The organism is Streptomyces rubradiris (genome assembly GCF_016860525.1).
In the GTDB taxonomy this organism is placed as follows: domain Bacteria; phylum Actinomycetota; class Actinomycetes; order Streptomycetales; family Streptomycetaceae; genus Streptomyces; species Streptomyces rubradiris.
The window spans coordinates 3,847,244-3,867,852 of record NZ_BNEA01000015.1 but is presented as its reverse complement, the minus strand read 5'-3'; the positions used below and the strand labels follow the sequence as shown (position 1 = coordinate 3,867,852).

The window sequence follows — 20,609 nt, the reverse complement described above, 5'->3', positions numbered from 1 at the left end:
CCGATGAGTACCGCCGGGCGTGAATACCGCGCCTTGTGCGACAGCGGTGGCGTCGATCTGTGGCAGGGCGCCACGCACGCCCCGCCGTCCGCCGCCGACCTGCGGCTGCTCTCCGCGGCCGAACGCGTGGTGATGCGCCGCAGGTCACGGACGGACGGACTGCGCTACGCGGGTGCCCACATCGCCGTACGGCGGGTGCTCGCCCGGTATCCGGGGGTGGCGCCGGCCGGCATCCGGTTCGGGACGGCGCCGTGCCCGTGGTGCGCGGACCCCCGGCACGGCCGGCCCGTCGTCGAGGCACCGCGCACCGGTCTGGAGTTCAACCTGTCCCACGCGGGGCCGCACTGGGCGCTCGCGGTCACCTGCGCGGCAGCCTGCCGGACGACGGAGCGCGCGAAGCCGCCTTTCTGCGGTGCTGGACCCGCAAGGAGGCAGTCGTGAAGGCGATCGGCGTCGGCATCACCGGGGACCTGAAGGCCCTTGAGGTCCACCCGCAGGACCCGGGTCCGCTCATCGTCTCCAGCGCGGGCACCGACGGCGGCGGTCAGTGGCTCGTCGAAGATGTGCCGAGCCGCCCCGATCTCTTCGTCTCGCTCGCCCGGCCCGCGGACCGCACGGGCCCCGTCGTCCTGCGCACCCGGGGATCCGCGCTCTCCCGTTCCCTGCTCGAACCCTTCACCTCCTCCAGGAGCTGACCACCACCATGACCACTCAGGCGATATCCACCTCGACCGACGTGCCGGCCGGGGGAGTCGACCTTCCGGGCCATCTCCCCAAGGTCTTCTTCACGCCCGGCCCCGGCGTCGAGATCGGCGCGTACCTCAAGCAGCACCGGGCGGCCGTCCGGGCCGCGCTCACCGAGCGCGGCGCGGTCCTGCTGCGCGGCTTCTCGGTCGACGGCGTCGACGGCTTCAACGGCTCGGTGCGCGCCCTGTCGGGCACCGAGCCGCTGACGTACGCGGAACGCTCCTCGCCGCGCTCCACCATCAAGGGGCAGGTGTACACCTCGACCGACTACCCGGCGGACGAGGAGATCTTCCTGCACAACGAGAACTCGTACCAATCGGTCTGGCCACAGACCCTGTACTTCTTCTGCATCGAGCCGGCCCACACCCTCGGCGCCACGCCGCTCGCCGACATCCGCGCCGTCCACGCGGCCATCGACCCCGATGTCCGCGAGGAGTTCACCCGGCGCCGCTGGCGTGTGGTGCGCAACTTCCACGAGGACTTCGGGGTGCCGTGGCAGCAGGCGTTCAACACCGACGACAAGGACCGGGTCGCCGCGTACTGCGCGGGCAAGGGCATCGACGTGGAGTGGACCGCGGGCGGGCTGCGCACCACGGCGGTGCGCGACGCGGTGCACCGGCACCCGGTGACGGGGGAGACCGTGTGGTTCAACCACATCACGTTCTTCCACGTCAGCACGGTCGCCCCCGATGTGCGCGACGGCCTCCTGGAGATCTTCGCGCCCGAGGACCTGCCCACCAACTCCTATTACGGGGACGGGGCGCCGATCCCCGACGACGTCGTCGCCCATCTGCGCCAGTGCTACCGGGACGCGAGCACCCGCTTCGACTGGCAGCGGCACGACGTCCTGGTCGTCGACAACATGCTGGCCGCGCACGGCCGTGAGCCCTTCACCGGTCCGCGCAAGATCGCCGTGGCGATGGCCGAGCCGTCCGACGGCTGACGCCGCGGGGCGGCCGCCCCGACATGGATCCGCCGCCGTACCCGACTCGGGTACGGCGGCGGACTCATGCGCCCCCGCGGGGGATTTCAGGAGCGCATGCCTGTTCTCGCCGCGGCACGCGCACCGACCTGCGCGGCGAGGAGGTCGAGGGTGGCGGGCGAGAGCCGGGGGCGTGGACGCCGTGCGTGATAGACGAACGCCGGCGGCAGGTTGCCCCACACCGTGCGCCCCGGCACCACCTCCTCGAAGGAGGAGCCGAGCAGGCGCCGGAAGCGCCGCGCGGACGCCAGGCACGTCGCGTGCACGTAGCTGAAGGTTGTGAACGCCCCCTGCGGCGCGAGCACCCGGCGTACGGAGTCGAGCGTGGTGCGCTGCGTCGTGCGGTCGAGGCTGGCCCAGGGCAGCCCGCTGACGACGACGTCCGCGGCACCGAACCGGCTCTCCGCGAGCAGCCGGGGCAGCGCGGCCGCCTCGTCGTTCAGGACCTGCACCCGCGGAAAGCGCTCGGCGAGCGAGGAGGCGAACCGGGGGTTGATCTCCACCGCCAGATGATGTCCGCGACCGCCGAGAAGCTCTTGGATCACGCCGGTGAACGCTCCGGTCCCGGGCCCTAGTTCGACGACCACCGGGTGGCCGGACTCGGGCACGGGCAGGACCAGCTCGGTGGCCAGCCGGCGCGAACTGGGAGCCATGGCACCGACCTGCCGGGGACAGCGCAGGAACTCTCTGAACAACGACCCGGGTGCTGCGGTCTGACTCGTCAACGTCTGTGTCTCTCGGGCTCGTAGGGATCGGTCGGTACATCGTCGGAGGGGGCCTACTCGCGCATGCCCGCGAGCTCCACCGGCCGGGTGCGCAGGGCGAAGGAGGCGGGCAGTGCGGCCGCGAGGACCGCGAGGAGGGCGCTGGCGGCGATCACCGCGCCCACCGTCGGCCAGGGCACGACGATCGCGGAGCGCACGTCGAGCAGGCCGAGGGCGGTGCGGACGCCGAGCAGGTTCACCGCCGAGACGGCGAGGCCGAGCACCGCGCCGGCCACCACGACGACCACCGACTCGACCGCGACCAGGCGGAGGACCTGTGGCTTCGTGGCGCCCGTCAGGCGCAGTGCCGCGAGGTCGCGGACGCGGTCGGTGGTGGCCATCACCAGGGTGTTGGCCAAGGCGATGGCCGTGTAGACGAGGGCGATGGCCAGGATCATCAGCAGGCCGAGCCGGGTCGATTCGCTGGAGCGCGGATAGTGCGCGTCGATCCACTGTCCCGCGGCGAGCACTTCCACGCCGTTCGCCTCGCCCGCCGCGCGCAGTCGGCGGTCGACGGCGGCCCGGTCCGCGGTGGACCCGACCTTGATGTCGACGCGGTCGACGCCCGCGCCGGACGCGTTGCGCGCGGTCAGGTAGACGCCGTTGTTGCCGGTGCCGACCGCGAGGACCGCGGCGATCTTGAGGTTCGCCTTGTGGCCGTCGCCCAGCCAGACGGGGACGCGCTCGCCGACGCGGGTGGTCAGCCACTCCTCGTTGACGACGATGCTGTCGTCGTCCAGATTCCTCAACTCACCCGCTATGACCGGGAGGTGGGAGACCTCGGCGAGATCCACCGCACTGCCGACCGCCCGGGCCTCCGAGCGGACCAGGGCCGTACCCTCCTCCAGGACCGTCACCCCGGTGGAGCGGGACGTGCTGACCGTCACGCCGGGCACGGACCGGGCCGCCTCCACGAACGCGGCGGGCAGGGTGCGGCCGGCGTCACCGGCCGAGGCCACGTAGTCGGCCCGCGTCTGGGTGCGGGCCTCGGCGGCCTTGGCCTCGTTGATGGTGGCCGTCGTGCCCATCAGGGAGCAGGCGAGCGCCACCGTGATGATGACCGGTGCGGCCACCGCCGCCGTCCTGCGGACCCCGGCCGCGGCGTTCTCCCGCGCCAGCATGCCCATGGCGCCCGGCAGCCGGGCGGGCAGCCAGGTCAGCAGCCGGATGAGCGGCCGCATCAGGACCGGCGCGAACAGCGCGAACGCCACGATGAGCAGCATGGGCTGGGTGATGTACGTCTTGCGCTTCAGTACGTCGCCGGGGTTCTCGACCAACGCCATCACCAGGAGGCCGAGGCCCGTGAGCAGGACCGCGGCGGCCACCAGGCGGCGGCTCCACGGCATCGTGCCCGTGTCGACGGCGGACTCGCGCAGCGCCACCGTCGGGGCGGTCCGGCCGGCGCGGTAGGACGCCACGACGACGCCGCACAGGGCCACCGTCAGGCCGGTCCAGAAGGCGACGTGCAGCGGCCAGGTCTGTTCGCCGATCCGGAACCAGGCCGGGGCGATGCCCTGCCCAGACATCCACGCGGCCAGCCGCGGCGCCGCCCAGCGGCCCAGCAGGCATCCCGCGCCCGACGCGAGCACCCCGATGACCAGGGCCTCCGCGTACACCATGCGCCGCACCTGACCGGGCGTCGCGCCCGCCATCCGCAGCAGACCGAACTCCCGCCTGCGCTGGGCCACGGCGAAGGTGAACGTCGAGGCGACGACGAAGACGGAGACGAAGGCGGTGATGCCGGCGGCGGTGCCGAGCAGCGCGTTCACGGAGACCAGGGCCTCCTTGTCGCGGTCCGGGTCGGGGTCGGCGCGCCGCCGGTCGTCGCCGGTGAGCACGGTCAGACCCGAACCGGTGCCGAGGGCCGCGCGGACGGCGGCCGGGTCGGCGTCCACCGTCACCCGGTCGATGCGGGGTGACAGGCGCGCGGCCTCGGCCGCGGTGAAGAAGACGGCCGACTCGAACCCGGCCGCGGGAACCGTGCCGACCACCGTGCGGGTTCCGGAGCCCTCGGGAGTGGCGACCTCGACGCGGTCGCCGGTGCGCACCTGCGCGCCTGGCCCGGTCGTGACGACGACCTCGCCGGGCGCTGTGGGGGCGCGTCCGGAGATGAGACGGTACGGCGTGGCGGCGGCGACCGCCCACGAGTGACCCACGAGCGCGCCGGCGTCCGTGCCGAGCCGCCGGTCCGCGTCCGGCACCGCGACCGGGAACGTACGGTCCTCGGCGACGGTGCCCAGGCCGGCCAGCTTGTCCACCAGCTCCCGCGGCACCGGGCGGGGGTCGGTCAGCGTCGACGTCCGCACCCCGATCGGGGTGTCGGCCTTCAGCTCGTCCGTGCCCTGCACCACGACCCGCGCCTCGGCGAACCGCTCGGTGCCGCGTTCCGGCGCGTCGAACGTCGCCGCGAGCGCGAGGCCCGTGGTGGCGATGAGGCCCACGCCGAGCGCGAGCGCGACGAACGAGCCGACGAAGGTGACCCAGCGGGTGCGCATCCCGCGCAGCGCGAGACTCAGCACGACGCCACCGCCGGGGCCTTCGCGGGGACGGCGCTCAGGGTGGTCATCCGCTGGGCGACCCGCTCGGCCGTCGGCCGGTGCAGCTCGTCCTGGACCGTGCCGTCGGCGAGGAAGAGCACCCGGTCCGCGTAGGAGGCGGCGACCGGGTCGTGCGTCACCATGATCACCGTCTGGCCCCTGTCGGTCATCGCCCGCAGCAGTGCCAGCACCTCCCGGCTCGTGGAGGAGTCCAGGGCGCCGGTCGGCTCGTCGCCGAACAGCACCTCCGGCTTGGTGACCAGGGCGCGGGCGAGCGCCACCCGCTGCTGCTGGCCGCCCGACATCTCGCCGGGCCGGTGCTTGGCACGCTCACGCAGGCCGACCTGCTCCAGCACGGAGAGAACCTCCGAGCGCCGGGGGCGGCGGCCCGCGAGACGCAGCGGCAGGCCGACGTTCTGCTCGGCGGTCAGCGCGGGCAGGAGGTTGAAGGCCTGGAACACGAAGCCGATGCGCTGCCGGCGCAGCAGGGTCAGCTTCTTCTCGCTCAGCCGGGTCAGATCGGTCTCCCCGAGGAAGACCTGACCGCCGGTGGGGCGGTCGAGCCCCGCCGTGCACTGCAACAGGGTCGACTTGCCGGAGCCTGACGGGCCCATGACGGCGGTGAAGGTGCCCCGTGGGATGTCGAGGCTGACCTGGTCGAGGGCGGTGACCGCGTTGTCGCCGGCCCCATAGGAACGGGTCACGGAGCGGAGCCGGACGGCTGCTTGATTCATGGTGTCCACTCAATCGGGCCCGCCCGACGGGGACATCGGAGCGGGACGGAGTCTTCGGGGTGGAGGTAGCTCCACCCTCCTGTGCACGATGGCTGCACCCGGCACGGAAAGGCAGAGCGTGCGACGGCAGGAACCTGCACCGGCAGAGTCCTGCCCGCGCCGGCCCTGCCGGCGGGCCCGGACGCGACGGATCATGGCGGGGCCGGCCCGCCGGAGGCCGGGTCACGACAGGGCGAGGGTGGATTCGTATGGGTGTCGCAGGAGCAGGCGGCGTTGCGGGGACCGGTGTCAGGAGTCGATGGTTCCGGCGCTACCCGGCCGTGGACAGGCCCGCGCGGCTGCGCCTCGTCGGTTTCCCGCACGCCGGCGGCACGGCGACCCTCTTCCACGGCTGGGCGGCCCGCCTCCCCGGCGACGTGGAACTGCTCGCCACCCAGTACCCCGGCCGTCAGGAGCGGCTCGCCGAACCCTGCGCCGAGTCCATGGCGGAACTCGCCGACCGTGTCACCGATGCCCTGGAGGACGTCCTCGGCGACGAACTCGCGTCCCCCCTCGCACTGTTCGGGCACAGCCTCGGCTCCGCCGTCGCCTACGAGGTGGCGCGCCGTCTCGACGAGCGGCACGGCATCGTGCCCGAGCGGGTCGTCGTCTCGGGACGCGGCGCCCCGCACACGGAACGCGGCGGCACCCTGCACCTCCTCGACGACGACGCTCTCGTCGCCTCCGCCCGGGGCCTGGGAGACCTGGGATCAGCCGTCTACGACGATCCCGATCTGCGCCCGCTGCTGCTGCCCTCGCTGCGCGGCGACTTCCGCCTCATCGAGTCCTACCGGCCCACCGAGCCGGCACCGCTGCGCGCCCCGATCACCGCGATCGGCGGCGTGGACGACCCCGGTTGTTCCCGGTCCGACCTGCTGTCCTGGCGGACCCTGACCACGTCCGCGTACGAGCACCAGGTCTTCCCCGGCGACCACTTCTACCTCGTGCCGAACGAGGCGCAGCTGCTGAGCTATCTCAACCGGCGGTGGTGAGCCCCGCGCTCGCCTGGGACCTTCTGCTGCTGAGGTACGAGAGCAGCATCGGCAGGGAGCTGGTCAGCAGCAGTACGGCGCTGCCCGCGGCGAGCACGCCCGAGCCGCCCCACTTCTGCCAGGAGCCGCCCGCGAGCAGCCCGACCGCCACACAGCTGGGCGCCCACAGCAGGCTGCCGAGCAGGGACAGACCGAGATAGCGGGCCCAGGGCACGCCGGCCGCGCCGCACATCACGGGCACCAGCGTGCGCAGCGCCGCGTTGAACCGGCCGAGCAGTACCGCCCGCGCGCTGTACGTGCCGACGGTGTGCAGCGCCGCGCGGTAACCGCGCGAGCCGGTGACGCGCGCCGGCAGGTTCGCGGCCAGCCGGGGCCCCCACCGGCGCCCCAACAGATGACCGATCACGTTGCCCGCCAGCGCGCCGAGCACCGCCATCGCGATCGCGGCGGACACCGGTAGCGCGCCGTGGTGCGCGAGCACCCCGCTCGCCATCAGGGCCGTCTGCGAAGGGAGCAGCATGCCGAGCAGCGGAAGCGAGGGCTCCGCCATGGGAAGCAGGAAGACGATCAGCAGCGCCAGCCACGCGGGGACAGCCGCCAACTGTTCCTGGATCCACGCCATTTCGGTCCCCTCGCCGTACCGTCGCCCCGTCGGTCGGAGCTCGTACAGCAGATCGCGCGAGGAGGGCCCGGCACATCGCAGCTGGGCCCAGTCCTGCCCGGTAGCCGGCGCCCACTGCGATGGTGGAGCTAGCTGGGTGGTCCGAGCCGGAAGGGTCTCATAGCGTGCGCCGCATGCACTCTCCGACGATCTGGACCCGCCTCCACGAGCGCGGCTACGTACTCGGCAGCTGGCCCTGGCGCGCGGCGCTGTTCCTGCTGAGCAGCGTGGGTCTCGGCCTGGCCACCCTGCTGACCCTGGTGCTGCTCGCCGTGGTGGGCGGCGTGCTCACCGTCGTGGTCGTGGGGCTGCCGCTGCTCCTCGTCCTCGTCCTCGCCGGGGTGCCGCTGGCCTCGCTCGAGCGCCGCAGGCTGCGGCTGATCGACAGCGAGCCGATCGCCGATCCGCACCGCGAACCCGCTCGCACCGGCCTCACCGCCTGGCTGCGCACCCGGCTCCAGGAACGGGCCACCTGGCGCGAACTCGGCTACGCCGTGCTCTTCGGCTTCCTGCTGTGGCCGCTCGAAGCGCTCGTCGTGGGCTCGGTCCTCCTCGTGTGCGGCGGACTGCTCGCGACGCCGCTGATGATGGCGGCGGACGGCGAGGAGGCGCGGGTCCTGAAGATGTGGATCGTGGACAGCTGGCCCGGCGCGCTCGGGGCCGCGCTCGGCGGGCTGCTCCTGCTGCCCGCCCTCGCCTATCCGCTCGGCGCGATCGCCGCGGGACGGGCCGCGCTGACCCGCTTCCTGCTGGCTTCGCCGACCGGCGAACTGAACTCCCGCATCAAGGAGCTGGGCCGCTCCCGGATGCGTCTGGTGGACGCCTTCGAGGCGGAGCGGCGCCGCATCGAGCGCGATCTGCACGACGGGGCGCAGCAGCGGCTCGTCGCCCTGTCGATGACGCTCGGCCTGGCCCGCCTCGACGCACCGCCAGAGGGGCCGATCGGTCCGCTGCTCGCCAAGGCGCAGGACGAGGCGGCCACCGCGCTCGTCGAGATCAGGGAGCTGATCCGCGGCATCCACCCCCAAGTCCTCACCGACCGCGGTCTGGTGGCCGCCGTCGAGGACCTCGCGGACCGCTCCGCGATCCCCGTCGACGTGGACCTCGACCTGCCGACCCGGCCCCCGGAGGCGATCGAGACGGCCGTGTACTTCGCGGTCAGCGAGGCCCTCGCCAACGTCGCCAAGCACAGCGGCGCGAGCCGGGCGGCGGTACGGGGCCGGCTGACCGGGGGACAGCTGTCCGTGGAGGTCGAGGACGACGGTCACGGGGGCGCCGACACCGCGCTTGGCACGGGTCTGCAGGGCGTCGCCGATCGTGTCTCGGTCCTCGACGGACGCCTGCTATTGTCCAGTCCGCCCGGCGGCCCCACCGTGTTCCGCCTGCGTATCCCCTGCCCAACCGTCTGATCTCATCGCGTGATTGAGGAACTGATGCTGCGCGTCGTGCTGGCCGAGGACAGCGTTCTGCTCCGTGAGGGGCTCGTCGGCCTCATGGAGCGCTTCGGCCACCAGGTGGTCGCCGCGGTGGGTACCGCCGAGGAGCTGACCGAGGCCGTCGCCGCGCACGGACCCGACATCGTGGTGACCGACGTGCGGATGCCGCCCGGCTTCTCCGACGAGGGCCTGCGGGCCGCGCTGGCCCTGCGCCGCAGCCGGCCCGGCCTGCCGATCCTGGTCCTCAGCCAGTACGTCCAGCGGTCCTACGCCGAGGAACTGCTGGACTCCTCCGACGGCACCGGCGTGGGTTACCTGCTCAAGGAACGCATCGGCCACGTCGAGGAGTTCGACGACGCGGTGCGCCGGGTCGCCGAGGGCGGCACCGTCGTCGACCCCGAGGTGGTGCGCCAGCTGATCAGGCACCGCCGCGACCCGCTGGCCCGGCTCACCGCGCGGGAGCAGGAGGTGCTCGCGCTGATGGCGGAGGGCAAGTCGAACGCGTCGATCGCGGCGGCCATGGTGGTGAGCGAGGGCACGGTCAGCAAGCACTTCGGCTCGATCCTGACCAAGCTCGACCTGTCCCTCGACGACACGACCAACCGCCGGGTCCTCGCCGTCCTCGCCTATCTGCGCGGCCGGCCCGGGGCGGACGCGGACCAGACCGCCTGACCGGGATTCACGAACTGCTGCGGGTCCTGCTCATTGCCGTCCGGCAGCCACGAGGCCATGACCTGGACGGACTCGCGGTGACCGTCCGTCGTCAGTCCCCGCAGACAGCGGTCGCCCTTGGCCCGCTGGTCCTCGCGCGGCACCGAGGCGAACACATCCGCCACGAACAACGCCGACGTCGCCCGGACACGGAGCACGTCATGTGCGTCCACACACTCACCGTGCCCCTGAACAAGGTCGACACACAGACCTGACGGAGCCCTACTAGACGGTCAGCAGCCCGCGCTGCGCCGCGACGGCCCCGAGCTGGAAGCGGCTGCGCGCGCCGAGCTTGGTCATCAGCTCGGCGGTGATCCGCCGGCTGGTGCGCACGGAGACCCCGAGCTTGCGGGCGATCACCTCGTCGGTGAGCCCGCCCGCCATCAGGCCGAGCACCGCGCTCTCCTCGTCGCTGAGCTCCTGCGTCCGCCCCGCCGGCCGCTCCTGGCCGAACCGCGACGCCTGCTGCCACACCTGCTCGAACAGGGCGCGCAGCGCGGCCACCGGCCCGGGACTCGACAGCAGGAAGGCACCCCGGTCGGGCTGGTCGGGGTCGAGCGGCACCAGGGCCTTGCTCCGGTCCCAGATCACCATTCTCAGCGGCAGCTGCGGCGCCGTCCTGACCTGCCCGCCCTGCTCGCTCAGCCACTGCGCGTACTCGGTGGTCGGCCGGTCGTTGCGGATGCTGTGCGCGTAGACGCAGCGCACCCGCACGGACCGTTCCAGGAGCATCTGGTCGAGCGGTCTCGCCGCGTGCAGCCGGTCGGCCGGCTGGGCGCCGCCGGGCAGCAGCGCCTCGGCTTCCTCGCGGCACTCCTGACTCACCTTTTCGACGCAGGCCTGGATCGCGTCGGGCCCCTGGGCGAACTGCACCGAATCGATTTCTCGGGAATGGGCTCCGCTGCGATATTCGGAGATGAGTTTCTCGGCCGCCAATTTGCTTTGGGAGAGGGACAGCTGGAGTTTCAGCAGATCTCGCTCCTGGGACTGGACGAGCGACCTGAGGCCCAGTTCCGGATCGACCGCCCGGGTGCCTCCGCGGTGTTCCTGAGACGACTGCACCAGAGACAGCTCGGCGAGCTCGCCCAGGGCGTCGGCGGCCCGGTCGAGCGGCCATCCGAGCTGCGTCGCCACGTCTTGCGCGCTCGCGCCCGGCTGCCTCAGCAGAGCGCGGTAGGCGCGTTCCGCGTCCGCTCCGACGCCAATCTCCTCGAGCACGCTGGTCCCCTCCTCTGTCGGCTTCGGAGGTGACCCTAGCCCGCGGGTGTGTTGGCTCATTTTCTCCGGCCGACGTCCGAAAAAATCGAGGAGAAATAGCGACGACAATTTGCTGCGGTACGGTCTGTGGCAGCTGAAGATTTCAGCGACGGAGGGGATTTCAGACCATGCAGAAGAAGACGGGGCTCGTCGTTTCGGTGCTCGGTGCGGTTGCGGTCAACATCGCGCTGATGAGCGGCACGGCCGGCGCCGAGGACCTGCCCTGGACGAGGGTGGGTACCGAGACCACCGTGACCAGCGTGACCTCCGTCGTGGGCGGCACGCTGGAGGACGCTCTGGGCGACGAGGACCTGCCCTGGACCCGGAGCCGGTAGTCGGGGCGGGCCCAGGTCACCGCGTGGCCAGCAGGTGCTCCAGCGGCACCGGCAGGCCCGCGGCGGCGTCGACGACCTCGGCCAGCCGGGCGGTGCGCTCCTGCCAGGAGGACGCCGACAGCGCGACGAAGGCCTGCTGGGCCCGCCGCAGCCGGTCCCCCGCCGAGGCGCCGCCCCGCAGGGCTTCGGCGCAGGCCCGGTCGGTCTCGATGCGGGCCTGAAGGAAGCGGTCCCCGATGTCCTCGGCGGCGGTGAACGCCTCGCCCAGGGTGGCCTCGGCCGCGTCGTACGCCTCCTGCCGCCACTGGGCCTCGCCCAGGGCGCGCAGCGCGTACGCCTCGCCGAGCCGGTCGCCCTGGGCGCGGGTGAGCTCGATGACCTCGTTGCAGGTCGCGATCACTTCGCGCAGGTCGCCGATGCGCAGATAGGCCTCGGCGAGCCGGTACACGTTCTGCGCCCTGCCGCGCACCGACCCGGTCTCGGCGCTCGCCGTGATGGCCTGCCGGGTCAACGCGATCCCGGTGTCGGTCTCGCCGCGCTCCAGCTCGATCTGGGCCAGGAGCCCGAGCGCGTGCGCGGCACTGACCGGGTCGTCGGTCTCCTGGAAGCGGGCGAGCGCGGCCCGGCAGTGCGCGGCGGCGCCGTCGAGGTCGCCGCGGAAGCGGGCGCACAGCGCGAGGTTGCGCAGCACGACGGCGCGCTCGTGCGGGTCGTCGACCTCGTCGAGCAGTTCCATCGCGGACGTCAGCAGGCCATCGGCGTCCTGGTAGCGCCGCTGGTAGATGGCGAGCGAACCGAGCGAGCGCAGCATGACGGTGGCGCCGAAGGTGTCGCCGGCGAGCCGGGCGCTCTCCAGGGCGCTCTGTGCGGCCTGCTGCCAGTTCTCCTGGTAGTTGCGCATCTCGAACAGGGGCATGGCCCGCGCGGTCAGCTCCCAGGCGTGGGCGGTGGCGGCGTGCTGCGCCGCCGCACCCACCATGGCGAGGATGGTGCCCCGCTCCGCCTCGAACCACTCCAGGGGGTCGGCGAGCAGCTCCGCCACCGCGTCCGCCGGGAGTTCGAGGGTGAGCCGGGCCGAGTGCCCCGGCAGGTGGCCGGCCCCGTAGAGGAGCTGGTGCGCGGAGCCGGCGAGGGTGAGCAGCGTCCCGTAGGCCCGCTCCAAGGCGTCCGCACGCTCCTCGGCCGAGTCCTCCTCATGCACGCGTTCCCAGGCGAACAGGCGCAGCAGCTCATGGAAGCGGAACCGTGCCGACGGCCCCGTCTGCGTCATGCACAGTTCCAGCAGCTGGGCGTCCACCAGCTGTTCGACCAGGTCTTCGGCCTTCATCAGGTCCACGTCGAGCACCGCCGCGCCCGCCCACGCGGCGAACCCTTCCACGGGGAGCAGCGCCAGACGCCGGAAGAGCGTGGCCGCGTCGGGGGACAACTCCCGGTAGCTGAGCCAGAATCCGGCCCGCACCCCGCCGTCGGCGGGGCTGAGCACGTCGAGTCGGCCGGCCCCGTCCTCCAGGCGGGCGGCGAGCCGCTGCAGTGACCGGTAGGGGCGCGGAGTGAGCCGGCCCGCGGCGATGCGCAGGGCGAGCGGCAGATGTCCGCACAACTCCGCGATCCGTGCCGCGGCCTCGGGCTCGGCGGCGACCCGGTCCGGCCCGATCACGGTGGCGAGCATCCGGTTGGCCTCGTGCGTCGTCATCACGTTCAGTGGGAGCTGGACCGCGCCGTAGTCGCTGACCAGTTCGTCCAGCGGGTCCCGGCTGGTGATCAGAACGAGACACCGGCCGCGACCGGGCAGCAGCGGCTGGATCTGGAGGAACGAGCGCACGTCGTCCAGGATGACGAGCAGCTTCCGGTGGTTCAGCAGGGAGCGGTACAGCGCGGAACGCTCCTGGACCCCCGCCGGTATCTGCGCGCTGGACACACCGAGGCCCCGGAGCGCCTGGTCGAGGACGGACAGGGACGACAGCGGCCGGTTGGACTTGTGATAGCCGTGTACGTCGATGAAGAGCTGCCCGTCGGGAAAGTGGTCGGCGATCCGGTTCGCCCAGTGCACGATCAGTGCGCTCTTGCCGATCCCGCTCACACCGGTGATGACGGCCACCGCTGGCGCGGACCCGTCGGCGCTGTCGCGCAGTAGCGCGTCCAGCGCCTCGATCTCGGTCTCGCGGCCGGTGAAAGTGGAGAGAGCGGGCGGCAGTTGAGCGGGGACGCCGGGCGCGGGTCCGGAGGGGGTCGCGGGTGGGGTGGGCGCCTTTGTCGTCGCGCCGGCCGGCCGGGGCTGTTCGGGGCACGGCTCGGGCCGCGGCCCGGGGTCGTCGGAGTTCTGCAGGATTCGGCGGTGCACCTCCTGCAGTACGGGGCCCGGTTCGATGCCGAGTTCCTCGACGAGGGCCTGACGCCCTTCGCGGTAGACCTGAAGGGCGTCGGCGCGCCGTCCGGCCATGTGGTGGGCCTGCATCAGGTGCGCCCGGGCCTGCTCGCGCAGCGGGTTCTCCTTGACCAGTGCCACCAGCTGGCGGCTGACCTTGTGATGGTGGCCGAGCCTCAGCTGGAGGGCCGCGTACTCCTCGCACACATCGAGCCGGAATTCGGCCAGTTGGCCGGAAACATCATCGATGTGAGCTCCGGAGAGGCCGTCGAGTGCGGGGCCCCGCCAGAGAGCGAGAGCGTGCTCGTACAACTTGGTGGCTTCCGCCGCCTGTTCATTGTGGGCCGCCACCATTCGGGCTCGCGCCACCGACTGGTTCAGGTCTTTCAGGTCGATATAGCAGTGCGCGGAGTGAAGTATGTAGCCAGGGTGGCTTGTTTCGATCATTTCCACCGGCACGGATGCCTCGCGGAAAATTTTTCGCAGCGATGTAATACAGATGGCGATCTGGTTGCGCGCGGTGGCCGGTGGGTCCCCTTGCCACACCGCTTCGGTGAGGCTGTCGACCGAGACGACGCGGTCACAGGATAGAAGCAGAGTGGCCAGGACCGATCGCTGACGTGCACTGCTGATCCGGATCGGCCGATCGCCGACGGCTGCCTCAAGTGGTCCGAGCAGCTTGAACGACGCCCTTTCGCGCACAGTGACTTCACATCCCCGTCGGCCGTGCGACGCCTTCTCGCCCCGTCTCCCCATGCCTCACGCATGAGGGAATTGGAAGGGCCGCATCTGTAATGATGATGAAAAGGAAGGGGAAGTCAACTGTGTTCCGGCCGTGCAGGTGCTGCGCTTGATCCGATTCACGGCATTGGTCCGCGATGTGTTCGACATAAAAGCGTGACTTACGTGGTGAAGTATCCCCGCGATCTTGGACACTCGTTCTTTTTGAGTCGAAACCATCTGGTTACCTACCGGAGTGTGTAGCGGACGTGTCGGGCGTGGAAGTGGCGGCGGACGATGTGGCGTTGGCGTCGGCGTCGGCGTCGGTCGAGGAAGAGTGGGGACTCGCGGGCCGGATCGTCGGCCGAGCGGGCGCGTGAGGCGTGGACGTGCCGTTTGATGTCCGCGTTCGAGATCTCGTCGGGATCGAGCTCCGGGCTGTAGCCGGGCATCGGTTGCGGTTCGATGCGCTCAGCGTTCCCGACGGGCCAGGCGCTGACGTTCTCCTGTTGCTGCTGGTAGGCGCGGCGTGCCGGGCGCTGCGGGGTGAAGCCGTGGCGGCGCAGCCATGTGCCCACGCCCTGCTCGGTCATGGTGATGCCGACGACCATCCGGATCGGCCCGGCGACCAGGCCGCGGGTCCACAGCGGGCCGCCGATCAGCAACTCCTGGGGGGGAGTCGGCCATCGCCTGGAACAGCACCGCACGGTCCTCCGGGCTGATCAGCTCGCCCGGACCCGAACGGCCCTGACCGGCGCCGCGACCGACTCCCGGCCCACGGCCTCGTACCTGCGCCACCAGATGCCCGCAGACCTCTCGCAGACGCCGAACACCTCGGCCGCCTGCAGGCACGTCCGTACCTGTCCCGCCTCCAACGCGGCCCCCACCCGCAGCCGCCCCACTTCCTGCGCGGCAGCCGACAGCCGTCGCGCATCCCCCAGCTCGATCACACCTTGGCAACGAGCAAGGCAAGCAGATCAGTTCGCCTCAACAAGCGGCGACACTGACAAATCACGGGGCCATGAGAACGGCTGGATCGAGCGAACCAAGCACGGCCTCCTTCGGCCGGAAGTGGTGCCGTGCCCGAGCCACCGCCGGTCTCCCCGCCGACTTCCGGTTTCTACGACCTTCGTCACACCGGACACACGCTCCCGACCCGTTCCGGCGCCAGCCTGAAGGACACGATGGTCCGTGCCGGTCAGTCGTCCGAGAAGGCCGCGCTGATTCACCAGCACTCCGACGAGGAGCGGCAACGCGACATCGCCGTCGGCCTGAACGACCTGGTCCGCGCCGAGCGCGCGAAGCACCACACCGACAAGAGCGCGCACCACAAGCAGAAGCCCACCGGCAGCTAGCCGCCGCTTGTGGTGCGGATGTGGTGCGCGCCCCGCCCACTGGTCCAGATAACAAACAACCCCCGGGTCTCTGACCTGGGGGTTTCTCATGGAGCGGGTGACGAGAACCGAACTCGCGCTCTCAGCTTGGGAAGCGACGGCGCTTCAACGACCAGACTGTGCCTGACCTCGGCGAATGCGATCTGGTGATGCCCTTATGGGGGCGGCATGGCACCGGTGTTGACCGTACTTGTCCGTCCCGAAGGGCACGCCGGGGGCACGACTACGCAAGGGGTGCGTGGAGTCTTGCGCGCATGGCGCAGGGTTTGCCGTCTGCCGCGCCGCTACGGCCCCGGTCTTCGCAGGCGAGGGCCGCGCCGTCCGCCCTCCAGCGAGTCCACATGAGGCAGTCATGCAGAGTGTCAGGGGCGGGCCAGCGCATCCCTCTCGCACCACTGAGCAGTGACCGGGCTCACCACCGTCCAACAGACTTTTGCTCGGCCTTTGCGCAGCTCACGGACGTGAAGGCGCGACGGCTAACTAGGGTCGAAGGCCCGGGTGGTCAGCGGAGAGGGAGATGTCAAGTCATGAGTGACAGCGGCGAGGTGCTCGACATCAAGATCGAGGATCTCAAGGCGACAGCGCCTCGCTTTCACCATCAGAGCGTTGCCCTCGCGCAAGCGCTCACGAAGTTGAAGCACGGGCTGGCCGCGGCCGGCTCTCCCTGGGGAGACGACGAGCAGGGCGAGAAGTTCCACAAGGCGTACGGCCCGCACGTGAAGCAGATCGAGCAGTCCACCCAGATCCTGGTCGACGGCCTGGCCAGCATCGAGGAGGCCATGGTGGACATGGCCGACGGTCACATCGACAACGAAGAGCTGATCCGAGGCATGTTCAACCGGATCCGCGTCGATCACGGCACCAAGGGCGACGGCAAATGAGCGTCGCGGACAAGGCCCGCGAGGTCGTCCAGGACCTGACGGGCATGTGGTGGCCGGATGCCGACGAGGACGGACTGCGGGATGCCGCGAAGGCGTGGCGGGCCTTCGCCGACGACGTCGACGACGTCACCTCCGGTGCCAACAAGGCGGCGCGCTCCATCATCGAGCACAACAAGGGTGAGGCCATCTCCGCCTTCGCCGACCCGTACTGGCGTCGTTATTACCACGACGGTCATGGTTGGCTGAAGGATCTGGCTGATGCCGCCCGCGACATGGCCAAGGCGCTGGACGCGTACGCGGACGCCGTACACAGCGCGAAGAAGAAGCTGGAACACGAGCTGGAGATCGTCGGCGCCACCCTCGTCGCCGGTACCGCCCTGGCCATCTTCACCGCGGGCATCTCGGAGGGCGCGGCAGCGGCGGCCGCGGTCACTGTCGCGGACATGGCCGCCGGCCTGGGCATCGCGGTGACCGAGGAGATCGCCACCATCGCGGGCACCACCCTGGCCACCGCGGCTTTCGCCGGCGTCGAATCCATCACGGTGGATCTCGCCGTGACCCAGCCCATGTCCATCGCCCTTGGGGAGCAGAAGGGCGGGCTCAGCCTCGATGAGGCACGTGAGGCCGGGCTGTACGGCGCTCTCCTGGGCGGTGCCCTCGGTGGAACCGGGGCAACGGTACGAGCTGCGCGCAACGCGGGAGGCTTCACAGAGCTCCTCGGCGATGTCCGGCTGCCCACCTTCGGCCCGGCGGTGGCCTTGCCCGAGGGGGCGAGCCCCTCTCTGGACGAACTCGGCCTGCTCATCAAGGGAGACGGGGAACCCAACGCTTGGCCGCGCAGCAAACGCAAGGGAAGGGTGAACCCTCAGTACCGGGCGGATGTCGTCGGCGACGAGGGAAAAAGCGGGGCTCACACCCTGGCCAAGCATGTGAAAGTCACGACCCGGGAGCTGCGTGCCCGACTGCGAGCAGAGCCTGCAAGAGAGAGGGTCTCGCGATACGTCGACGAGGCGTCGGCGCAGAGGCACACCGACGGCGTGGTACTCAAGCGTCAAAAGGAGATCGACGCGTGGCTCGCGAAGGATAAGGGACGGAAGCTTGAGCTGGAAGCACATTTCGATGAGCACACCGGCTTGAGCCTATCCCGGGAGAATTTCCGTAACGGGCTACCCCCGGAGTGGGTCAAGGGTGCCAGAGTGATTCTCAAACGTGACCCGTCAGGTGAAACTGGCTACCGCGTACTTACATCTTATCCCGTCCCTTAAAACCGACAGGTCTGACTGCAACGATGACACCGACGAATGACCGATTCCAGGAGCTGCGTCGGCTCCTCCAGGCGTATGAGCAGCCAAGTCATGGCTTCGACGACACGATGGAGGTACCGGGAACGGCGCTGAGCGCATATCTGCGAGTAGCCGCCTTCGTCCCGGAGCGCGCGGCAAGGGCCGTTCGGGAGATCCAGGACCTCCTCGCGGCGGGCCTGTTCAGTGACGAGATCGCTGATGACGTTGATCTGCTGCCCCGCATCCATCCACCCCAAGGCGTCGGTGTCGAGGACTGCCTGCGTGTCATCCAGGCACATCTTGAGCGTTTCCTGGCGGCTCCTCCGCGACCTCGGCCCTCGTTCCGGCCTGCAATCCCCTGGGAGTGGCGCGAGCGTTTCCCTGCCCTGGCTCAATTCCTCGGTGCTTACTTCTACCAGGACAGCCTCAAGCTTGAGTACAACTCACACGCGGAAGCGGTCGACGATTACCTCTCCGGCGAGGCGACCGAGGATATCGAGAAAGCTGCATTCGAAATCGGCGAACTCCTGCATCTGGATCAGTCAGAAGACCAACTGCGCGAGGCAGCTGCCACACTCGGCCTTGAGGAGCCACTTCCGGCCGGGGTCTCCTTGCGCCAGTGGCTTATCGATCTACAGGGTCTGATCAGGTACCACCTGCGCGCGAGCACGTCCTGACGAGGGCCGTGGTTCGCCGCGCAACGGGCCAGGTCGCCGTTCCGCATTCCCGTCCCTGAGATCACCGCTCCCCGCATCGGTGAGTGGCGGGCGGAACGGCTGCGCACCACCAGAGCCAAGACGACTGTCGCCAAGGTTTACCGGCTCCTCAAAGGCATCCTTGAGACGGCCGTGGATGACGGCTTGATCAGTCGCAACCCGTGTCGGATCAAGGGCGCGGGCAAGGAGTCCGCCACCGAGCGGCGCATTGCCACCGTCGCCCAGGTCGACGCCCTCGCCGACGCGATCGGTATCCGCTGGCGGCTCATGGTCTACCTCGGAGCCTACGGCCCCATGCGCCCGGAAGAGCTGGCCGGCCTCCGCCGCCGGGACGTCGACGCCGACAACCTCGTCATCCGTGTCCGCAGGGCCGAGCCGTAGCGGACCAAACGGCAAGCGCCCTCCCGGCCTTCCTCCGCAAGGAGCTGAGGCAGCACCTCGCGTGGTTCACCGACAACAAACAACCCCCGGGTCTCCGACCTGGGGGTTTCTCTCTGGAGCGGGTGACGAGAACCGAACTCGCGCTCTCAGCTTGGGAAGCGACGGCGTTTGGACAACCGCGTCCCTGTTGACCTGTGGTTATGCGATTCTGTGGCGGTCCTGGGAGGGTGCGTTAGCACTGCTGCTGACCGTTGTTGTCCGCTCTCAAGGGCACGCTGTGGGCACGGCGCCGTAGTGCCATGTCGGCGGCAGCCGGGCAGACCCTCCGGTCCGGGTGACCTCGGCTCGCATGTCAAGCACCTCAGCAGAGCCCCGCCTCTCATGACATCTGCTTCAGACCGCGCAGAGCGTCGACGACTCGTACGTGGAGGCTGCCGGTTTGCGCACCCGCTCCGACGCGGAGGCTGGCCTCGACGTCGTTGGTCTGCATGGCCACATGTCCGAACCGGGCCGAGAACCTGACCAGACCGGGCGAGGTTTCCGCATGCACGCCGGGCACCTCTACGGTCAGCTTCACCTCACAGCCCACGCCGTCGGCGTGGGCCGCAAGGATCTCCTCCACGTCACGAACGATCGGCGACAGCGCCTCATCCAGGAGACCATTCGGTATGCCGATCGACCGCCGGGCAATCTCGACGCCACTGCCACGCAGAGTGGTCAGAGTCAGGCAGACGCTCCTGGCGCTGTAAATACCGGGATGGTGCAACACGTACACGGCCGTCAGCGCTGCCTGCACGGCTCCGACAACGGGACCGACGGCCGCCGCCGACTTCAAGTCCCAGGCATGCGCGATTTCGCGAAGCCTGCGCGGAGCCAGCCCGGTGATCATGTTCTCGATGCCTTCGAGCGCACGGTCCCCCATGTGCCAGGAGCCACCGAGACCGAAAGAGAGAAGTTGTCCCTCTTCACCCACAGCAAGTACGGAGTCGTCTTCGGTCACACCGACCGGGAACAAAGCCACGCGGAGCCCGGCGGACAGGTGGTCCAACTTGATGAGCTGGAACCTGGCCTTCTCCGGATCGATGGAAAACCCGATAGAGGCCACCTCCCGGCCCGGTTCCACCGGCCGGTGATCGAGGCCGTAGAACTCACTCAGAAAGGCTTTCGCGGCAGGAAACAGCGACAGAGACATTCCGTAGCTCTCCGTCATCGCTGCAAGCCGCAGCGCTGCCTGCATCGCCTCTTGCTCGGCGTTCCTCCCTGCGGTCCAACCGATCCTCTCCGGAGCCCGGTGGTGCTGAGTCACTCGTCCACCACTTCGATGCCGAGACGCTCCAGCAGAGCTGTGCAAGATCGGCACGGTTTCGCATGACGTCCGTGCTCCGGATCTCCTTCGGGGCGAATCTTTCTCGTCACTATGGCCGACCCCGAAAAATGCCCCGTCGCATCGTCGAGGGTCGTTCTCCCCCCGCTCGGAAGCTGCTCGTCCAAGCCCCACAACTGATCGGAGATAAGTGCGGTCTCCGCGCAGTAACCCATGAACGGTTCCCGCTGCGCGGCAGGAAGCTGCTGAAAAAACTCGGAAACCGCAGGATGTAGATCCGGGTCCGAATCCGCGTCGAGGTCGGCCTGGCTGAAGATCTTGCCGTTCACCAGCAGGGACGCGGCGGTCAT

Annotated in this window: 18 protein-coding genes and 4 pseudogenes; 12 read left to right on the top strand and 10 right to left on the bottom strand. The window is 70.2% G+C overall.

What is annotated here, in order from left to right:
• The first annotated feature begins 3 nt into the window (after positions 1-3).
• From Srubr_RS41085 to Srubr_RS30370, 3 genes are read left to right on the top strand one after another with little or no spacing between them, the layout of a single operon-like run.
• Positions 4-441 carry a 4'-phosphopantetheinyl transferase family protein gene (locus Srubr_RS41085; RefSeq protein WP_229926949.1) on the top strand — a complete coding sequence of 146 codons (438 nt, stop codon included), beginning with the start codon at positions 4-6 and terminating at the stop codon, positions 439-441.
• Complete coding sequence (locus Srubr_RS41080; protein ID WP_229926950.1) at positions 438-695, top strand: hypothetical protein; 258 nt, start codon at positions 438-440, stop codon at positions 693-695. The genes Srubr_RS41085 and Srubr_RS41080 overlap by 4 nt, the downstream gene beginning before the upstream one ends.
• An 8-nt stretch (positions 696-703) precedes the next feature.
• Positions 704-1,690: a TauD/TfdA family dioxygenase gene (locus tag Srubr_RS30370; RefSeq protein WP_189998867.1), complete on the top strand. Its 987-nt coding sequence runs from the start codon at positions 704-706 to the stop codon at positions 1,688-1,690.
• Positions 1,691-1,776: 86 nt separating this feature from the next.
• Here Srubr_RS30370 and Srubr_RS30365 read toward each other — a convergent pair whose 3' ends face one another.
• The 3 genes from Srubr_RS30365 to Srubr_RS30355 all read right to left on the bottom strand — a co-directional run bounded on the left by Srubr_RS30365 (position 1,777) and on the right by Srubr_RS30355 (position 5,764).
• Positions 1,777-2,382 carry a class I SAM-dependent methyltransferase gene (locus Srubr_RS30365; protein ID WP_189998869.1) on the bottom strand — a complete coding sequence of 202 codons (606 nt, stop codon included), beginning with the start codon at positions 2,380-2,382 and terminating at the stop codon, positions 1,777-1,779.
• A gap of 125 nt (positions 2,383-2,507) precedes the next feature.
• A complete protein-coding gene (locus Srubr_RS30360) occupies positions 2,508-5,012 on the bottom strand; it encodes an ABC transporter permease (RefSeq protein WP_189998871.1) in 2,505 nt (834 codons plus the stop codon).
• Positions 5,006-5,764 carry an ABC transporter ATP-binding protein gene (locus Srubr_RS30355; RefSeq protein WP_189998874.1) on the bottom strand — a complete coding sequence of 253 codons (759 nt, stop codon included), beginning with the start codon at positions 5,762-5,764 and terminating at the stop codon, positions 5,006-5,008. Before Srubr_RS30355 ends, Srubr_RS30360 begins: the two co-directional genes overlap by 7 nt.
• A gap of 320 nt (positions 5,765-6,084) precedes the next feature.
• Here Srubr_RS30355 and Srubr_RS30350 point away from each other — a divergent pair, with 320 nt between their 5' ends.
• Positions 6,085-6,795, top strand: a complete 711-nt coding sequence (locus Srubr_RS30350; RefSeq protein ID WP_229926951.1) for a thioesterase II family protein — start codon at positions 6,085-6,087, stop codon at positions 6,793-6,795.
• Here Srubr_RS30350 and Srubr_RS30345 read toward each other — a convergent pair.
• Positions 6,779-7,417: a DedA family protein gene (locus tag Srubr_RS30345; protein ID WP_189998878.1), complete on the bottom strand. Its 639-nt coding sequence runs from the start codon at positions 7,415-7,417 to the stop codon at positions 6,779-6,781. The two genes, Srubr_RS30350 and Srubr_RS30345, sit on opposite strands and share 17 nt — an antisense overlap.
• Positions 7,418-7,590: 173 nt before the next feature.
• Here Srubr_RS30345 and Srubr_RS30340 point away from each other — a divergent pair, with 173 nt between their 5' ends.
• On the top strand, positions 7,591-8,865 hold the full coding sequence (locus tag Srubr_RS30340; protein WP_189998880.1) for a sensor histidine kinase: 1,275 nt from the start codon (positions 7,591-7,593) through the stop codon (positions 8,863-8,865).
• Positions 8,866-8,889: 24 nt separating this feature from the next.
• Positions 8,890-9,531, top strand: a pseudogene (locus Srubr_RS30335) (response regulator transcription factor); the annotation flags it as partial.
• Here the strand turns inward: Srubr_RS30335 and Srubr_RS30330 are convergent.
• Both Srubr_RS30330 and Srubr_RS30325 read right to left on the bottom strand, forming a co-directional pair.
• Positions 9,488-9,776 (bottom strand): annotated as a pseudogene (locus Srubr_RS30330) (transposase); the annotation flags it as partial. The pseudogenes Srubr_RS30335 and Srubr_RS30330 sit on opposite strands and share 44 nt — an antisense overlap.
• A gap of 52 nt (positions 9,777-9,828) precedes the next feature.
• Positions 9,829-10,821 carry a helix-turn-helix transcriptional regulator gene (locus Srubr_RS30325; protein WP_229926952.1) on the bottom strand — a complete coding sequence of 331 codons (993 nt, stop codon included), beginning with the start codon at positions 10,819-10,821 and terminating at the stop codon, positions 9,829-9,831.
• Between the two features lie 167 nt (positions 10,822-10,988).
• Between Srubr_RS30325 and Srubr_RS30320 the strand changes: the two genes are divergently transcribed.
• The gene (locus tag Srubr_RS30320; protein ID WP_189998884.1) at positions 10,989-11,195 is read left to right on the top strand and encodes a hypothetical protein; all 207 of its coding nucleotides are present in this window, start codon (positions 10,989-10,991) and stop codon (positions 11,193-11,195) included.
• Positions 11,196-11,211: 16 nt separating this feature from the next.
• Here the strand turns inward: Srubr_RS30320 and Srubr_RS30315 are convergent, their stop codons facing one another.
• Positions 11,212-14,316 carry an AfsR/SARP family transcriptional regulator gene (locus Srubr_RS30315; RefSeq protein WP_308439949.1) on the bottom strand — a complete coding sequence of 1,035 codons (3,105 nt, stop codon included), beginning with the start codon at positions 14,314-14,316 and terminating at the stop codon, positions 11,212-11,214.
• Between the two features lie 212 nt (positions 14,317-14,528).
• The gene (locus Srubr_RS30310; RefSeq protein ID WP_189998888.1) at positions 14,529-14,945 is read right to left on the bottom strand and encodes a winged helix-turn-helix domain-containing protein; all 417 of its coding nucleotides are present in this window, start codon (positions 14,943-14,945) and stop codon (positions 14,529-14,531) included.
• Between the two features lie 389 nt (positions 14,946-15,334).
• On the opposite strand from Srubr_RS30310, the pseudogene Srubr_RS30305 reads away from it, so the two are divergent.
• From Srubr_RS30305 to Srubr_RS42130, 5 genes and pseudogenes are all read left to right on the top strand, one after another.
• Positions 15,335-15,635: pseudogene (locus Srubr_RS30305) on the top strand (tyrosine-type recombinase/integrase); the annotation flags it as partial.
• A 566-nt stretch (positions 15,636-16,201) separates the two neighbouring features.
• Positions 16,202-16,555: a hypothetical protein gene (locus Srubr_RS30300; protein WP_189998890.1), complete on the top strand. Its 354-nt coding sequence runs from the start codon at positions 16,202-16,204 to the stop codon at positions 16,553-16,555.
• Positions 16,552-17,820 (top strand): RNase A-like domain-containing protein, encoded by a 1,269-nt coding sequence (locus Srubr_RS30295; protein WP_189998892.1) that lies wholly within the window; start codon positions 16,552-16,554, stop codon positions 17,818-17,820. The genes Srubr_RS30300 and Srubr_RS30295 overlap by 4 nt, the downstream gene beginning before the upstream one ends.
• Before the next feature lie 23 nt (positions 17,821-17,843).
• The gene (locus Srubr_RS30290; protein ID WP_189998894.1) at positions 17,844-18,515 is read left to right on the top strand and encodes a contact-dependent growth inhibition system immunity protein; all 672 of its coding nucleotides are present in this window, start codon (positions 17,844-17,846) and stop codon (positions 18,513-18,515) included.
• 45 nt (positions 18,516-18,560) lie between these two features.
• Positions 18,561-18,929, top strand: a pseudogene (locus tag Srubr_RS42130) (site-specific integrase); the annotation flags it as partial.
• A 385-nt stretch (positions 18,930-19,314) separates the two neighbouring features.
• Here the strand turns inward: Srubr_RS42130 and Srubr_RS30280 are convergent.
• Together Srubr_RS30280 and Srubr_RS30275 are read right to left on the bottom strand one after the other, a co-directional pair.
• Positions 19,315-20,241, bottom strand: coding sequence for an SUKH-3 domain-containing protein (locus tag Srubr_RS30280; RefSeq protein ID WP_189998896.1), 927 nt, complete (start codon positions 20,239-20,241; stop codon positions 19,315-19,317).
• Positions 20,238-20,609: a YwqJ-related putative deaminase gene (locus tag Srubr_RS30275; RefSeq protein ID WP_308439951.1), complete on the bottom strand. Its 372-nt coding sequence runs from the start codon at positions 20,607-20,609 to the stop codon at positions 20,238-20,240. The genes Srubr_RS30280 and Srubr_RS30275 overlap by 4 nt, the downstream gene beginning before the upstream one ends.

Bases quoted from the DNA above. Each gene is read 5' to 3' on its own strand.
- Srubr_RS41085 (WP_229926949.1), top strand. From the start codon at position 4: ATGAGTACCGCCGGGCGTGAATACCGCGCCTTGTGCGACAGCGGTGGC.
- Srubr_RS30370 (WP_189998867.1), top strand. From the start codon at position 704: ATGACCACTCAGGCGATATCCACCTCGACCGACGTGCCGGCCGGGGGA.
- Srubr_RS30365 (WP_189998869.1), bottom strand. From the start codon at position 2,382: ATGGCTCCCAGTTCGCGCCGGCTGGCCACCGAGCTGGTCCTGCCCGTG.
- Srubr_RS30355 (WP_189998874.1), bottom strand. From the start codon at position 5,764: ATGAATCAAGCAGCCGTCCGGCTCCGCTCCGTGACCCGTTCCTATGGG.
- Srubr_RS30345 (WP_189998878.1), bottom strand. From the start codon at position 7,417: ATGGCGTGGATCCAGGAACAGTTGGCGGCTGTCCCCGCGTGGCTGGCG.
- Srubr_RS30340 (WP_189998880.1), top strand. From the start codon at position 7,591: ATGCACTCTCCGACGATCTGGACCCGCCTCCACGAGCGCGGCTACGTA.
- Srubr_RS30320 (WP_189998884.1), top strand. From the start codon at position 10,989: ATGCAGAAGAAGACGGGGCTCGTCGTTTCGGTGCTCGGTGCGGTTGCG.
- Srubr_RS30315 (WP_308439949.1), bottom strand. From the start codon at position 14,316: ATGGGGAGACGGGGCGAGAAGGCGTCGCACGGCCGACGGGGATGTGAA.
- Srubr_RS30300 (WP_189998890.1), top strand. From the start codon at position 16,202: ATGAGTGACAGCGGCGAGGTGCTCGACATCAAGATCGAGGATCTCAAG.
- Srubr_RS30295 (WP_189998892.1), top strand. From the start codon at position 16,552: ATGAGCGTCGCGGACAAGGCCCGCGAGGTCGTCCAGGACCTGACGGGC.
- Srubr_RS30290 (WP_189998894.1), top strand. From the start codon at position 17,844: ATGACACCGACGAATGACCGATTCCAGGAGCTGCGTCGGCTCCTCCAG.
- Srubr_RS30275 (WP_308439951.1), bottom strand. From the start codon at position 20,609: ATGACCGCCGCGTCCCTGCTGGTGAACGGCAAGATCTTCAGCCAGGCC.